The 14,749-nt window shown below is 61.9% G+C and carries 15 protein-coding genes; 9 read left to right on the top strand and 6 right to left on the bottom strand.

What is annotated here, in order from left to right:
• Positions 1 to 18 precede the first annotated feature (18 nt).
• A complete protein-coding gene (gene gtdA / locus PQR42_RS12625; RefSeq protein ID WP_408204001.1) occupies positions 19 to 1,065 on the bottom strand; it encodes a gentisate 1,2-dioxygenase in 1,047 nt (348 codons plus the stop codon).
• A 188-nt stretch (positions 1,066 to 1,253) separates the two neighbouring features.
• On the opposite strand from gtdA, the gene PQR42_RS12620 reads away from it, so the two are divergent.
• Positions 1,254 to 2,189, top strand: coding sequence for a LysR substrate-binding domain-containing protein (locus tag PQR42_RS12620; protein WP_408384522.1), 936 nt, complete (start codon positions 1,254 to 1,256; stop codon positions 2,187 to 2,189).
• Positions 2,190 to 2,279: 90 nt separating this feature from the next.
• On the opposite strand, the gene PQR42_RS12615 is transcribed toward PQR42_RS12620, so the two are convergent.
• The 3 genes from PQR42_RS12615 to PQR42_RS12605 form a co-directional block, all read right to left on the bottom strand.
• Positions 2,280 to 3,266, bottom strand: a complete 987-nt coding sequence (locus tag PQR42_RS12615; RefSeq protein ID WP_408384524.1) for a 2Fe-2S iron-sulfur cluster-binding protein — start codon at positions 3,264 to 3,266, stop codon at positions 2,280 to 2,282.
• A 102-nt stretch (positions 3,267 to 3,368) separates the two neighbouring features.
• Entirely contained in the window at positions 3,369 to 3,839 is a 471-nt protein-coding gene (locus tag PQR42_RS12610) for an aromatic-ring-hydroxylating dioxygenase subunit beta (protein WP_408384526.1), read from the bottom strand.
• A gap of 2 nt (positions 3,840 to 3,841) precedes the next feature.
• Positions 3,842 to 5,113, bottom strand: coding sequence for an aromatic ring-hydroxylating dioxygenase subunit alpha (locus tag PQR42_RS12605; RefSeq protein WP_408203993.1), 1,272 nt, complete (start codon positions 5,111 to 5,113; stop codon positions 3,842 to 3,844).
• A 164-nt stretch (positions 5,114 to 5,277) separates the two neighbouring features.
• On the opposite strand from PQR42_RS12605, the gene PQR42_RS12600 reads away from it, so the two are divergent.
• Complete coding sequence (locus PQR42_RS12600; protein ID WP_408203991.1) at positions 5,278 to 6,066, top strand: IclR family transcriptional regulator domain-containing protein; 789 nt, start codon at positions 5,278 to 5,280, stop codon at positions 6,064 to 6,066.
• A gap of 98 nt (positions 6,067 to 6,164) precedes the next feature.
• Here PQR42_RS12600 and PQR42_RS12595 read toward each other — a convergent pair whose 3' ends face one another.
• Positions 6,165 to 6,950: an IclR family transcriptional regulator domain-containing protein gene (locus tag PQR42_RS12595; protein ID WP_408384528.1), complete on the bottom strand. Its 786-nt coding sequence runs from the start codon at positions 6,948 to 6,950 to the stop codon at positions 6,165 to 6,167.
• 176 nt (positions 6,951 to 7,126) lie between these two features.
• Here PQR42_RS12595 and PQR42_RS12590 point away from each other — a divergent pair, with 176 nt between their 5' ends.
• The 3 genes from PQR42_RS12590 to PQR42_RS12580 all read left to right on the top strand — a co-directional run bounded on the left by PQR42_RS12590 (position 7,127) and on the right by PQR42_RS12580 (position 11,066).
• The gene (locus PQR42_RS12590) at positions 7,127 to 7,885 is read left to right on the top strand and encodes an SDR family NAD(P)-dependent oxidoreductase (protein WP_408384530.1); all 759 of its coding nucleotides are present in this window, start codon (positions 7,127 to 7,129) and stop codon (positions 7,883 to 7,885) included.
• Between the two features lie 11 nt (positions 7,886 to 7,896).
• Positions 7,897 to 9,354: an NAD-dependent succinate-semialdehyde dehydrogenase gene (locus PQR42_RS12585; protein ID WP_408493641.1), complete on the top strand. Its 1,458-nt coding sequence runs from the start codon at positions 7,897 to 7,899 to the stop codon at positions 9,352 to 9,354.
• Between the two features lie 341 nt (positions 9,355 to 9,695).
• Positions 9,696 to 11,066 (top strand): substrate-binding domain-containing protein, encoded by a 1,371-nt coding sequence (locus tag PQR42_RS12580; protein ID WP_408384534.1) that lies wholly within the window; start codon positions 9,696 to 9,698, stop codon positions 11,064 to 11,066.
• A 31-nt stretch (positions 11,067 to 11,097) separates the two neighbouring features.
• On the opposite strand, the gene PQR42_RS12575 is transcribed toward PQR42_RS12580, so the two are convergent.
• Positions 11,098 to 11,247 carry a hypothetical protein gene (locus PQR42_RS12575; protein WP_408384536.1) on the bottom strand — a complete coding sequence of 50 codons (150 nt, stop codon included), beginning with the start codon at positions 11,245 to 11,247 and terminating at the stop codon, positions 11,098 to 11,100.
• Between the two features lie 253 nt (positions 11,248 to 11,500).
• Between PQR42_RS12575 and PQR42_RS12570 the strand changes: the two genes are divergently transcribed.
• The 4 genes from PQR42_RS12570 (at position 11,501) to PQR42_RS12555 (ending at position 14,745) form a co-directional block, all read left to right on the top strand.
• Positions 11,501 to 12,448 carry a 3-keto-5-aminohexanoate cleavage protein gene (locus tag PQR42_RS12570; RefSeq protein WP_408203979.1) on the top strand — a complete coding sequence of 316 codons (948 nt, stop codon included), beginning with the start codon at positions 11,501 to 11,503 and terminating at the stop codon, positions 12,446 to 12,448.
• 114 nt (positions 12,449 to 12,562) lie between these two features.
• Complete coding sequence (locus PQR42_RS12565) at positions 12,563 to 13,072, top strand: nuclear transport factor 2 family protein (protein WP_408384538.1); 510 nt, start codon at positions 12,563 to 12,565, stop codon at positions 13,070 to 13,072.
• A gap of 94 nt (positions 13,073 to 13,166) precedes the next feature.
• Complete coding sequence (locus PQR42_RS12560) at positions 13,167 to 14,279, top strand: Gfo/Idh/MocA family protein (protein WP_408384540.1); 1,113 nt, start codon at positions 13,167 to 13,169, stop codon at positions 14,277 to 14,279.
• Between the two features lie 229 nt (positions 14,280 to 14,508).
• Positions 14,509 to 14,745: a hypothetical protein gene (locus tag PQR42_RS12555; protein WP_175147569.1), complete on the top strand. Its 237-nt coding sequence runs from the start codon at positions 14,509 to 14,511 to the stop codon at positions 14,743 to 14,745.
• Positions 14,746 to 14,749 lie beyond the last annotated feature (4 nt).

The raw sequence follows: 14,749 nt of genomic DNA, 5'->3' as shown, positions 1-14,749 counted from the left end.
GAAAGGAAAGTAACGCGGCTAGCCGCGCTCTTCGCGCAGCAGATTCAGCGCGGCGAGCACGGGACGATCCGAATAACTGAACAACACGCTCTCCGCCGCTGCCGCCAGTTGCACAGGCGCCCACGACGGCGCGACGAACACGTCGTGCGGCTCGAAGGTGAATTCGTCGCTGCCGATTTTGACCGTGCCGTTGCCCTCGACGACGCAATACACCGTCGCATCGGTGCTGCGATATGTGCGGCCCTTGAAGCCGGCAGGCAGGTATTGCATGAAGGTCGCAATGGTCGGCATCGGCCAGCCGCCCGTGGCCGGATTCACGTAGCGCAGCTTCACGCCGTCCCACTCGTCGAGGTCGCCGTTGCGGTACAGCGCGTCGAGCGCTTCGCGGCTGCGCGCGTACGGGTAGCTGAAAACCGGTGAAGTGGGATCGGACACGCGATGCCGCACGGGCACCATGTTGTGACCGAAGCGCGCGAAGCTGTCGCCTTCAGGGCGTGAGACCGGCTGGGTCGCTTCGGGGTAGTTCTCGGCGAATCCGGCGTCCATCTGCGCGACGAGTGGTATATCGAGGCCATCGAGCCACACGACAGGCTCGCCGCCCTCCTCCACTGAAGGATTACCGTGGTCGTGCCATGTCCACGACGGTGTAATGATGAAGTCGCCCGGATGCATCGTCGTGCGTTCGCCGTTGACAGCCGTCCACGCGCCCTTGCCTTCAACGATGAAGCGAAGCGCCGACTGCGTATGCCGGTGGCTCGGCGCGATCTCGCCGGGCAGGATCAACTGGAGCCCGGCGTACAGGTTCGGCGTCATGCTCGACTTGCCCGGCAGGCCCGGGTTTTCGAGCACCAGCACGCGGCGCACGGCTTCTTCCGCGCTGATCACGGCACCCGCCTGCATCACCAGTTCGCGCACTTGCGCGTACTTCCAGATCGCAGGCAGCGCTTTCGGCTGCGGCGCCTTGGGCACGAGGTTGTGCAGCGATTCCCAAAGCGGCGCCATACCCTGCTGGGCGATCCGCTCGTAGTAGGCCGCGCGCGATCCGCCCGGATTGTTACTCGTCATTCGCGTCTCCTTTATGGGTCTCGTGGGTTCCGACTCACCAGCCGGCCGCGTCGGCTCAATCGAGCCCGCACAATGATTTATATGCGACACCGCCATGCCCAGTAAAATGGTGAAATCATCTAATCCATACAGTTTTGGATATACCTGCGACGCAGGACTGGTGAAAATCGTGACGAAGGAGCTGCGCAATGGACTGGACCTACCGCCTGCGACTGAGGCATCTGCAGGTACTGTTGAGCCTCGCGAGCACGGGCAATCTCAGCCAGTCGGCCGCGGCACTCAGCACGACGCAGCCGGCGCTGTCGAAATGGCTGAAGGAACTCGAGGAAGACGTCGGCCTGCCACTCTTCGAGAGGCACGCGCGCGGCCTGCGACCCACGTCGTACGGCGAGGCGCTGATCGAGCACGCGCGCCGGATCGAAGCGCATCTCGACATTGCGCGCGACGACATGCAGGCGCTACGTGCGGGCGGCAGTGGCCTCGTGAGTATTGGGACCTCGGGTGTATCGGCGGCGGACACGGTGCCGCTCGCCGTGTCGCGGCTTCTCGAGCGCATGCCGCGAGCGCAGGTTCGGCTCGTCGAAAGCACGATGAACCAGTTGATGCCGCAGCTTGCGCGCGGGGAACTCGATATCGTCGTCGGCCGCTCGGGACAGCAGTACGACGACCCGCAGTTGCAGACCGAAACGCTGTATACGGAGCCGATCAACTTCGTCGCACGGCCAGATCATGCGCTCACGGAAAAAGCGCAACTCGGCTGGGACGACGTACTCGCGTTTTCGTGGATCGTCTGGCCGCAGGGCACGCCCGTGCGCAACGCGCTTGAGACGGCGCTCGCGGCCGCGGGGCGCACACTGCCCAATCACTGCGTCGAATCGAATTCGTCGATTCTCAATCTCACGCTGCTGAACAACACCGATCTGGTGGGCGTCGCCTCGCATCGGGCCGCGCTTCGCTTCGAGCAGCTGAACGCGCTTCGTATTCTGCCGGTTCAACTCGAAGGCTTCGGCTCGGTATCGGTCTACTGGCACGCCGAGAACGTCAATCGCGCCGCGGTGGCCATGGCATTGGAGAGTCTTCGCAATTTTGCGGACCCGCACATGAAAGAATGGCACACCGCCTGAGGCGCCTTTTCCAAACGGATCCACTGCCCCAGCCGGAATCAACCCGGTTGTTGCGGCCCAGGCGCTCTTTCTCTTTCTCTTCGCACGGCGTCAGCCGGTATGAACGAACGCGTCGCTGAAGAAGTCGTCTTCGGGCAAGCCGGTCTTCACGAAGGTGTCGCGCGCGGCGCTCGTCATCGATGGGTTGCCGCATGCGTACACCTCATATCCCGCGAGCGAGTCGAAGTCTTCGAGCACAGCCTCGTGCACGAAACCGCGCCGACCCGTCCATGCCTCGTCAGCCTCGGACAGCACCGGCACGAACTTCACGCGGCCACTGTCGTGCCATTTGTGCGCGAGTGCCGCGAGATAGAGGTCTTCGGCGCGGCGCGCGCCCCAGTACAGGTGCAACGGCCGTTCGAGCTTGCGCTTGATGGCGTCCTCGACGATCGACTTCACCGGTGCGAACCCCGTGCCTGTCGCGAGTAGCACGGCGGGCCTGTCCGACCCTTCGCGTAGCGTGAACTCTCCGAACGGCAGCTCGATGCGCAGCCTGTCGCCCTTCGCGAGGCGGCCCAGAACGGCTTCGGAAAACCGGCCGCCAGGCACGTGGCGCACGTGCAGCTGCACGGTGTCGTTTTCGTGCGGCGCATTCGCCATCGAATAGTTGCGCCGCGTGCCGTCCTCCAGCTCGATCTGCAGATACTGACCGGCGCCGAACTTCGCGCGCACACCCGCGGGCAGCCGCAACTGCAGGATGCTGACGTCGGCGGCCGGCTGAATGATGCGGTACACGGAGACCTCGAGCGTCTTGCGCGCGACGGGGTCGCGCTTCTCGATGCGACGCGGCGCGATCGTCAGGTCCGTGTCGGGGCTTAGGCAGCAGAGCAGCGCGCGCTCGACCGGCGCCGCCACTGCGCCCTGCACCGTCGAACACCCTTCGCCCGCCACGAGGCGTCCTTCGCAGGACGCGCAGACGCCCTTGCGGCATGAGTACGGCACCGCATAGCCGGCGCGTTCGGCCGCGTCGAGCACGGTTTCACCGGCCGCGCACGGAAACGTTATGTCGCTGTCAGCGACGGAAATTAGAAAGTCCAAGATGTCACCTCGATGCATTGTCAGCAGGTGTCGGTCGAAGTTCGGGGCGGATCAGCCGGCGCGGCCACCATCGCATGCGCCTCCCAGGCAGGTTCGCGGGCGTCATAGCGGCAACGCAAGCAGCGTGTCGATACGCGAGCTGTCGCACACGACGACGCGCTCGCGCAACCGCACACCCGCCTCGTCGCGCACGTACACGTCGCAATAGCGGCCCGTCGCAAACAGGTCGGTGGTTCCGTCGCGCATGATGCGCGCGACCATGAACGAGGTTTCGCTGTGCGCCTCGGTGCCGTCGTCGCTGATCACGTACGGCTGCCCGAGCAGATGACGATAAGCGTGCCGTTCATAGACATTGGCGTCGCGCAGCGACGCAACCCTGTCGACCAGCATGCCGTGGGAGGCCGCGTAGATCATGCTGCCCACGAGACCGCGGCGATGGTTGTCCGCGGTCGTGACCCTGTACACGCATGACGTTGTGAAGAAATCGGGCCACTGCCCGAGGTCGCCGTCGTCGATGCAGCGCACGTATTCGGCCTGCGCACGGGCGAGCAGCTGGTGGATGTCCTGCGTCATCGTCAATATCCCATTGCGTTACGGTAGGCCTTCCAGAAGCCTCGAATCGAGGCTTCCGTCACGCGGCTCGCGCTGCTGGTCGTGCCATCGCCGCCCATCTCGATCACCGAGCGTGCGTCGCTTGCCCCGTCGATTCCGCGCTGCACGAACCCGCCCACGCAGCCGTCTTCCATCGAGACATACCCGGCCGGGCCCACGAGGTTCGCCTGGCGCAGACGCATTTCCCGCAACTCGGGCGTATCGTCCTCGAAGCCGAGATAGATCCAGTTCAGTTCGGTCTGGCGCGCGCCGCGCGGCAGGATCTGGCGCACCGCAATGGCGTTCTGGATCTGCTGGAGCACGAAGCCCGGAAAGACTGAAAGAATCTGCAGCGTGATGCCGTCGCCGAACTCGTCGGTGCCCGCAAGCACCGAGGTATCTTCGAGGCGGTGGCCGCTCTCCGAGCGGATGTTCTGAGCTGCGTAGTCCTTCGTGGTTGCCTGCTTTGCCGCTTCAGCCGCGTGATCGACTGCTGAATAGCTGACGTGATGCCCGCCGCTCGGGTCGACGATGATGCCACCGCGCTGCGACAGCTTGTTCAACTGGAAGGTCGTGAAGAATAGATGCAGGATGCTTGCATGATAGGAATCCTTGACGTTCTCGAAATAGAGTTTCCAGTTATTCGGCAACATCTGCGTGAAGCGGCCGAGCACAACAGGCGTGCGGTTTTCAAGCACACGTGCAATGCGTTCGACGATCTCGTCGCCAAGGTATTCGTCGAGGGGTGGCACGTCGTCGGAGAAGCTGCCGAACACGAGACCGTGGAGCGTCGCCACGCGCAGCTTGCGCAGGCCGTGATCGCCGAGGCAGAAGTCTTCCTTCATGCCGCCCTGGCCGTTGATACCGTCCCGGAACGCGACGCCGAGCAGATCGCCCTGCAGGCTGTAGGTCCAGGCATGGTAGACGCAGCTGAAATCCTTCGCGTTGCCCGCGTCTTCCAGGCAAACCATCGCGCCGCGATGCGCGCAGCGGTTTTCGAATGCATAGAGCTCGCCGTCCGTGTCGCGAGTAACCACCACGGGAGCATCGCCGATGAACGTACTGCGAAAGTCACCTGGATTTGGTAGCTCGGCTTCGAGGCACAGATAACTCCAGTTCGGACCACGAAAGATCGCTTCCTGCTCGTCCGCATAGACATCGTCACTCTGGAACAGCGCATAAGGCACGCGTGTGACGCCCTCGACGGGCCACTCGATGCTGGCGCGGCGCGCCGGCTGGATGGGGATGATGTTCAAGTTGCTGACTCCGTAGAGGGCGTTTGCCGAACGCCGATTACCGGGGACCTCGGCGGGACCATTATTGACAGTCCCTCCCAGATGTGTTCGAATATCGTACATCGTTCGATATACGACCCAATATGACATCCATCAAAAGCCCTGTCAATACAGAGGAGCGCGCAATGTCGCCCATCGAAGACGAGTCCGGAACAACCAAGTCCCACGCGAAGGAAGGTATGGGGGGCCTGGCCAAAGGGCTGGCCATCATCGAGGCGTTCGGCCCAAACACCACGCGCATGACCGTTTCGGATGCGGCAAATCTGGCTGACCTGAGCCGCCCCGCGGCGCGGCGTTGCCTGCTGACGCTCGTCGAGCACGGCTATCTCGCCCACGACGGCAAGTTCTTCACGCCGCTGCCGCGCATGCTGAGGCTGGGTAGCGCCTACCTCAGCACGTCGTCGTTACCGCAGATTGCGCAGCCGCTTCTGGCGAGCACGCGCGACAAGCTGCAGGAGTCCGTCTCGCTGGCCGTGCTGGACGAAGGTTATGCGGTGTTCATCGCACGTGCCGAGGCGGTCCGTATCGTGTCGACGGGCGTGAAGCTCGGCGGCCGCCTGCCCGCCTATTGCTCAGCCACGGGACGCGTGCTGCTCGCCGGCCTGCCTGAAGAGCAGGTGCGCGCGCACCTCGAAAGCGTGCCCATGAAGCGGCTCACCGATCGCACAGTGGCAAATCTCAACGGGGTGCTGAAGGCCATCCGGCGCGCGGCGGAGGACGGCTACGCGATCAGCGACGAGGAGATCGAAATCGGCATGTCGGCGATGGCGGTTCCGGTGAAGAACAGCGCCGGGCAGATCGAGGCGGCGGTGAGCGTAAGCGTCTATTCAGGGCGCGTGAATATCGAAACGTTGCGGGAAACCTTCCTGCCGGCGCTGCGTGAAACGGCCGCGCGCCTGCAACGTTCGCTTTAGGCCGGCTGGCGAGGCGTGTTCCGTACTACGAATGTTTCCTGGCGTATGCTGCTCGCCGCGCAGGCTCGCTGACTTTGCCTGGCACGAGAGGCGGAGCGCTACAACAGGGCGGCAAGGTGGCGGCGCGCGCTTTCAAGTTCTGGCAGCAGGTGTTCCACTACGCCTTCGCGCGTCATGCGGCTTGTGGACACCGAAAGGCTCATGGCAGCAACCATCTCACCACGTGCGTTGCGGATCGGAACGGCGATTGAGCGAATACCGATCTCCAGTTCTTCATCGATGATGGCGTACCCGTGTCTGCCCACAAATTCGATCTCTTTCATGATGCTGGTGATCGTAGTGAGGGTGTGAGGCGTCAGAGCGGGACGTGCCATTCTGTTGAGCATGAATCTCACCTCGGCTGGCGGTCGTCCTGACAGCAAAACGCGCCCTGTGGCACTACAGTAAGCAGGCAAGCGCGAGCCAACACCCAAACCGCTGGACAGGCTGCGCCGATGCGTTGAGCGCGCGACGAAGACTGCATCCTGCAAATCCAGCACAGCGATCGAGGCAGACTCCTGCGTGCGTTCGCTGGTGATCTCCAAGATGGGTTGCGCGACCTTGGTCAACGGATCTGAAACGACATAGGCGTAGCCCAGCCTCAGAGCGCGGGGTGCCAGGACAAAACTGTAACCATCCTGCGTGGCATAGCCCAGCCTGCAAAGCGTGAGCAAACTGCGTCGTACCGAACCCTTGGTATGGCCGGTTATCTCGGCCGCCTGTGTCACGGTCAACGGTCCTTTTTTCATACCGAATGCTTCGATGATGGACAGCCCTTTTTCGAGCCCCATCACGTATTCCGGTTCGTTTTCGCGTGATTCTTTCCCGCCCGCATGAGACGCCATAGACCCTCGCGAAATTCGAATTCCGTATAAAAGTCCGGTATGCGGACATTCTAGCCAGGTTCGTTGACACCTAATCAGCCTTTGCTGATATTTCGCTACATACCACAGGGCAAGCGCCCCCCAGGAACATAGATCACTCATTCCCACCTGAAGTCTTCCGACGTGCGAAGGAAACCATGAAACCTGAATTACCCAAGCGCATTATTGTCACTGGCGGTGCCAGCGGCATTGGCTACGCTTTCAGCGAACACCTTGCACAGCTGGGGCATCGTGTCGTCATCGCCGACCTGCGTGGCGCGGACGAAGCTGCGGCACGGCTTCGCGAGTCCGGACATCAAGTCATCGGCACGCGCACGGACGTTGTCAGCGAGGCAGATGTCGCTGACATGGCGGCCGCAGCAGTCTCGGAGTTCGGCGGAATCGATGGCCTCGTCAATAACGCCGCACTGTTTACCACCCTGACGCTCAAGCCGTTTGAGCAGATCACCAATCAGGAATGGATGCGAGTGATGGAAGTCAACACGATGGGCCCATTCAACTGTGCCAAAGCAGTGTTGCCGCATCTGCGCCAGAGCGGTCGGGGGCGCCTGGTGAACATCGCTTCCACTGTGCCAATCAAGGGGCCGGTGAATATGGCGCACTACGTGGCCAGCAAGGGAGCCGTCATTGCCTTCACGCGCGCACTTGCGCGGGAACTGGCGAATGACAGCATTACGGTCAATGCGATTGCCCCGGGCTTCACGCTAAGCGACGGTGTGTTGCAGACCGATCTGCAAGACCGCATTGGCGAAAACGCCCGTACTGCCGGCCGCTGTATTCAGCGCGATCAGGTGCCGGGTGACCTCGTGGCAGCGCTCGCGTACCTAGTCAGTGATGGTGCAGGCTTTGTCACCGGCCAGACCCTCGCCGTGGACGGCGGTAGTGTATTTCTTTGAGTCAGGCTGCCATGGACACCACAACCGCACAATACGAAACACTCTCCCTCTACATCGGTGGCCGTTTCCTGAGCGCCCGTGGGCGACCCGAACAGGATGTGATCAATCCTGCAACTGGCGAGGCGTTCGCCCGATTGCCGCACGCTACGCCCCAGGACCTGGATGATGCCGTGAACGCAGCGGCGGATGCATTCCAGGTCTGGCGGCACACGCCGGCAATCGAACGCTCAGCATTGCTGCGCCGTGTTGCCTCGTTGATCCGGGAGCGAGCTCCGCAGATCGCCCGTAACATTACACTCGATCAGGGCAAGCCTTTGGCCGAAGCCATTCTGGAAGTACAAAGCTGCGCTGAGCACGCGGAATGGCATGCAGAGGAATGCCGGCGTATTTATGGGCGCGTGATTCCGGCGCGCACGGCGGGCGTACGGCAGACGGTCTCCCGTGAGCCCATCGGTGTTTGCGCTGCGTTCACACCGTGGAACTTCCCCTTCAACCTGGCACTACGCAAGGTGGTCGCCGCCTTGGGTGCGGGCTGCACGATAGTACTCAAGGGTCCTGAGGATTCGCCAAGCGCAGTGGTCGCGCTGGCGCGTATATTTCACGATGCAGGTTTGCCGGCGGGATGCCTCAACGTCGTCTGGGGCGTGCCGTCCGAGGTTTCCACCCATCTCATCAACGCTCCGGCGGTGCGAAAGATTTCGTTCACTGGCTCCGCCACTGTCGGCAAACAGCTGGCGTCGATGGCCGGCGCGCAGATGAAGCGCATGACGATGGAACTAGGGGGGCACTCGCCGGTGCTGGTGTTCGACGATTCTGACGTAGAACAGGCAGCGCGTTTTCTGGCGCGCACCAAGACACGCAATGCCGGTCAGGTCTGCATGGCACCGAGCCGCTTCTTCGTGCACGAAAAAGCCTATGAGCAGTTCGTGAATGCCTTCGCTGCCGAATACGCGCCGCTTCGGGTCGGAGACGGCCTCGATCCCCAGACCCAGATGGGGCCGCTGGCCCACGAACGACGCATCGACGCAATGCAGGCCCTGGTGACGGACGCGCGGGAGCGCGGCGCATCGCTGGTGTGTGGTGGCAGCCGTCTGGCTGAAACAGGTTACTTCTTCCCCCCGACCATCCTCACCGGCGTGCCCGACGACGCGCTCCTGATGGCCGAGGAACCATTCGGACCCGTTGTGCCGATAACGACATTCAGTAGCACTGAAGAGGCGTTGTCACGTGCCAATGCGCTGCCATACGGCCTGGCTTCCTACGTGTTCACCAATTCGATCGCGACCGCCGAATACGTTGCTGGCCGTATCGAGGCTGGAATGGTTGGCATCAACCATTTCGGCCTGGCACTGGCCGAAACGCCATTAGGCGGCGTGAAGGAGAGCGGCATGGGCAGTGAAGGAGGCATCGAGACGTTCGATGGCTACCTCGTTACCAAGTTTGTGTCGCAGGCCAGTCGGGTGCCCTGACAACGACGCGACTGGACCTCTTCGTTAGTGCCCCCGTACGAGCAAACTTTCGTGCATTTCTGAGAACGCGTTCGTACCGTGTCCTCCGCCGCTGCGTCGGTACTGGCCGCAGCGCGGCAGTGCCGATGCAGCGGCACATTTCTCCGACGGGATTCCGATCATTCCGCTGACGGATGTGGCAGATCAGACTATCCGAAATCCCGCCTCCTCTGTCCTCTCTCATTTTCAACCTGCGGGCGGGTGCGCAGCACTCGCCCCTTCCCCACCACTGCACGCGAAGCGCATTCGGCCGCACCCGTCACGTTCACGTGCGCCCTTGCCAGGGACTTTCCCCAGGGTGCTTGACTTCACTCATCCCTAGACACATTATTCGATATAAATCGATCCTACAACACACTGTTTCATTTAGCATCACATATCAATGCCGCCACAGGAAGTTCCATTTTCCTGATCAATCCATTTCCATTGCTCATCCATCACCTACGGCGAGGATCACCATGTTCTTCAAGCTTCGCGCATCGCAAGCTGCAGTGCAAAAACCGCAAAGTCCGCTCGTTGCGCAAAAGACTATGCCCGCTCATCAGTGCGGCCTCAAGAATCGGCGCGATCTTCAATTCTGGCGAGGGAAGATGCTCGTCTCGATTACGCAAATAAGCGCCCGCCTGCTTCTTGCCACGGGTTTGATCTGTAGCGCTGCCCACGCGGCGGGAGATTCCATCACGAACCATCAAGGCGACATCACGCCGATGTGCGGCACGAAGCCGATGATCGTCGGCGTGTCGGACGGCTACGGCGGCAATACGTGGCGCAAGACCGGCCTCGCGGAAGTCAAGGACGAGCTCAGTCGGTGCAAGAACGTCACGCGGGTCATCTACAGCAATGCCAACGGCGATCCGCAGAAGGCGAATTCCGACATCAACAGCATGGTCGCGCAGGGCATCAACGTCCTCATTCTGCTTCCTGACTTCGGCGCGGTGCAGCTTCCCGCAATGCGGGCGGCCATGAAGGCGGGCGTCGCGGTCGTCCCGTACTCGGCTCAGATGACGGGCACACCTGGCCGTGACTACGTCGTCAACGTGGTGGGCGATACGCAGCAGATCGGTGTCCTGTGGGCCGACTGGCTCGGAACCACGCTGAAGAAGGGGAATGTCGTGTTCATGGGCGGATCGCCCGGAGCGACCACCTCCCAAAACTTCATGGACGGTCTGAGAGGCGGACTCAAGAAATACCCGGATCTGAAACTGCTCAACGAGCAGTACATCGTGACGAACTGGAATCCCGTCGACGCCCAGAAGGCCACCGTCGGTCTCATCGCGCAGTATCCGAAGATTGACGCCATCGTGACAGATGGCGGCGAAACTGCGCTGGCCGCAGTAAAGGCATTCGAGCAGGCTCACCTGCCTGTCCCCGCCATCGCGACGATTGCAAGCGACAACCAGGTGAATTGCCACTATATGTCGGCGAAGCAGTCGGGCAAGCCCTATCCGTATTACACGCTCGACGGCACGACGACTTACGTCCGCTTTGCCGTGCGGCAGGGTGTAGCGGCCTATCAGGGGACGGTAAACAAGGAGTCGCCGTCGATTCTGCCCTATGCCTACGCAGATAGTGCCAAGGGCCTCGATCCGAAGTGCGATCCGACCGCCCCGCCGGATGCCGACCTCACCTCAGCGCTCCCGCCGCAGAAGCTGAAGGCCGTGTTCGAGCGTTGATCGCTTAAAACGAGTCATAAACGAACAGCATTCACTGCTGCAGTTCGATAAGACCACGAACGATGGCCTTGTCCAGCGCGAAGTCCGCCACGAGCCGCGTGGGCTTCGCGCTTTCTTCCTCGACCTGCCTCTTGCGCCTTGCCTCCAACGGCAACAGGCCTGCGAATTTCTCCCCGAGCATGATCTCCTGGTCGCAGTAGGGCCGGTGCACACGCGCCGCTCACCAGGGCATTCCCCAGGTTCCTTGACTTATTTTATCCCACGACTCATCATTCGATATAAATCGATTGCTCATGGAATCATCTTGATGCAAACGATCTGATTGCGGGAGGGGTCTACATTTCCGGCGCGACCCGCCAGAACCTCTCCGGTTTGGTTGCCGTGGGCTCGGAAGCTTAGCGAGCCTGAATTCACTACCTGTGTCGAGGATCATCATGGTCGAAAAACTGTCTCTCTGGGAAGCCGCCAAACGCGAAATGGAGGAGTACCAGTTCATTGCCGGAGCCGAGCTGCAACCCAAATGGGACGTGTCGGACAAGATTGCGATCAATGCAGCCGTATCGGGGCGCTTCGAGAGCACCACGTCGCTCGCGGAGTATGTGGATGCCGCGTCGAGCGTCATCGAAGCCGGCGCCTGCGGCGTGCACATCGACTTTTCGTTCATGACCGACGAGAAGGGGCGGCGCCTCGACCGTGACATCCCGCCAGTCGAGGCCTATTCCGCCGTTCTCGAGCCGCTGCGCTCGCGCTTTGGCAACGACTTCGTGCCGAATCTGAACGTCCTCAACGGCTCGACATTCGATGAGTGTGTGAGCCCCGCGCGCGCAGGTCTGACCGAAGTCGCACCGTGCGCGCCGGGTCATCCGGAAGCGTTCATGGTGCCCGCCATCGCGGAGCTCGAGGCAACCGGCGTCAAGCCGGAACTGGCCATCCACAGCTCCGGCGAGATCGAGCTCGCGAAGCGCAAACTGATCGATACCGGCATTCTCAAGAAGCCCTACAACTGGCTGATTCTCTATGGCCTGCCGTTCAACGTCGGTCGCACGCTGGTGTCCGGCACGTGGGTAAGCGATGCCCAGGACATGACGCGCCACATGTTCCTCATGGTCGACCAGATCCGCAAGATCGATCCGACGTCGGTCATCAGCGTCTGTGCGGCCGGTCGCGCGACACTCTATATGACGACCCTTGCCACGATGATGGGCCTGCATATCCGGATTGGCACCGAAGACACGCCGTGGAAGTACCCGAACAGCGACGAGCGCCTAAAAGACAATCTGGAGATGTTCAACATGGCGCGCGACATCGCCGGCCTGCTCGGACGCAAGCCGGCCTCGGCCAATGAATACCGGGCGCTGGTCGGCAAGCCGGCCCGGAATTAAAAGGATAGCGCGGCCATGACCGCGCAAGCGGACAACGGTGCAGGCACGACGGGAGTGGGCGATCGTGCTCTGCACGCGAGTTCAGCCGCGACGATCCAATCAAGGAGACCGAAATTGGAAGCGAAACTTCAGCAGCTACTGGATGAAGCCGAGATTTGCCGCGTTCATATCCGCTATTGCCGCGGCATCGATCGGATGGACTGGGATCTCGTGCGGTCGTGTTATCACCCGGATGCGATCGACAGGCACGGTGCGTACAACGGAGGTGTCGAAGGTTTCATCGACTGGGCAGCCGAGTTGTTGCCGAACTTCGAATCGACGCAGCACTTCACCGGCAACCAGTACGTCGAAGTCCACGGCGATGTGGCGTTCGCCGAACACTATGCGCAGGCGAGCCACCGCACGAAACCCGATGGCGACAAGCCTGCGATGGATTGGGTGGTGAACATTCGCTACGTGGACCGAATGGAGCGGCGCAGCGGTGAATGGCGCATTGCCGATCGGGTGGTCGTGCTCGACTCCCAGCGATCGGACCCGATTCCCGGAGATCTGGCACCGCTCGAAAATTTCACTGTCGGGCGCCGCGACAAGGAAGATCCGTCGTACAAGTACCAGATCGTATGACGGCTCCGCCAGTGTCCCTGGCTGGCTCCAGAGGGCCGACCTTTGAGATCAGGCGCTCAACGTTACTGCAGTTACCTAAAGGGTAGAGGAAGCAATGGAAGGAAAATATCGTGTCGGTATCGTCGGCCTGAGCCCAGGACGCGGCTGGGCGGCGACAGCCCATATTCCGGCCTTGCGGGCCTTGTCCGACGTCTTTGAGCTCGCCGGCGTGGCGAATACGAGCCTCGCGAGCTCGCAAGCTGCGGCAGCTGCTTTCGACATCCCGCGAGCGTTCGAAAGTGCCGCTGCGCTGGCCGCATCGCCGGACATCGACATCGTCGTCGTCACCGTCAAGGTTCAGCACCATAAGGAGGTCGTCACGGCGGCCCTGCAGGCAGGCAAGAGCGTGTACAGCGAATGGCCGCTCGGCAACGGGCTCGAAGAAACCATCGCGCTTGCCGAACTCGCGCGTGAGAAAAAGGCATTGGCCGTGGTTGGCGCGCAGGCGATCGCCTCCCCCGAAGTGCAGTTCGTGCGCAAGCTCGTCGCGGACGGCAGGATCGGCAATGTTCTGTCTTCGACGTACATCGGCTCGGGTTTCAGCTGGGGCGACGACATCCTGCAGGGAGACGCCTACGCCATGGACAACCGGAACGGCGCCACACTGCTTTCCGTGATCGGGGGGCATGCGATTTCGGCGATTGATGCCGTCCTCGGCGATATCGAACAGATCGGCGCGGTGCTCTCGCAACGCAGGCAAACCGTGCGCATCATCGAGACGGGCGAAACCGTCGAGATGAAAACGCCCGACCACCTGATGGCGAACGCGATTCTGCGCTCCGGAGCGCCGCTGTCGTTTCAACTCCGCGGCGGCGTGCCGCGCGGGACGAAGCTGCTTTGGGAAATCAACGGCAGCGAGGGCGATCTGCGTGTCACCGCGAGGAATGAATACGTCCCGGCGGTCAACATCTCGCCCTTGCGCGTCGAGTTCGGACGCAAAGGCGAGGACGGCTACGAGGAACTCGACGCCCCGGATCCCTTCCCGATCGATGCAGGCGATGCCGTTGCAGCGCGCAATGTCGCCGGCGTTTACCGGTTGCTCGCCGATGACCTGCGCCAGGGCACCCGTACGGCGCCCAGCTTCGACCACGCACGTGCACTACACGAAGTGCTCGATGCAATCGAGCAGTCAAGTGAAACGGGCAAACGGATCAAGGTGGGCAAGTAACAAGCGTGTGCGGCTCTCGTATGCGCCGCACACGCACATGAAACGCGTAGACAGGAGTGTGCGCCCATCCTGCCCATGGTCGGCCGGGGCTGGGCGCGGAGCGATGCAGGCAGGTTGCGGGTGTTGTTCCTGACTGACCTCGCGGCGGACGTGAACGTCCATTTGGTGAGCGAGGCCGGTCAGTTGGTTGTAGTCACGCGATCAAGGCGAGCGTGATAAGGAGAAGATCATGGCTAGCGCAGGAAAGTCGTTGCACTCGATGGTGGAACACTGGCTTGCTCCCACCTCGATGGACACGGTGCATGTGGTCGAATTCAGGAACCAGCGTGCGAGGCGGCAATGTTACGTGTGCGTCGAAGCACGCAGGGCCGCCGGAACCGCGGCCATGTTCTTCTTTCGCCACAAGGACGGACTCTGGTGTATTTTCCCGCCCTGCCGGGAGCGCCCGACCATGCGCGTGGCGTGAGCGC

Source organism: Paraburkholderia sediminicola, assembly GCF_046027355.1.
GTDB classification, from domain to species: Bacteria; Pseudomonadota; Gammaproteobacteria; order Burkholderiales; family Burkholderiaceae; genus Paraburkholderia; species Paraburkholderia sediminicola_B.
Note: the sequence above shows the minus strand (reverse complement) of the source record. Positions and strands in the feature narration are given on the sequence as shown.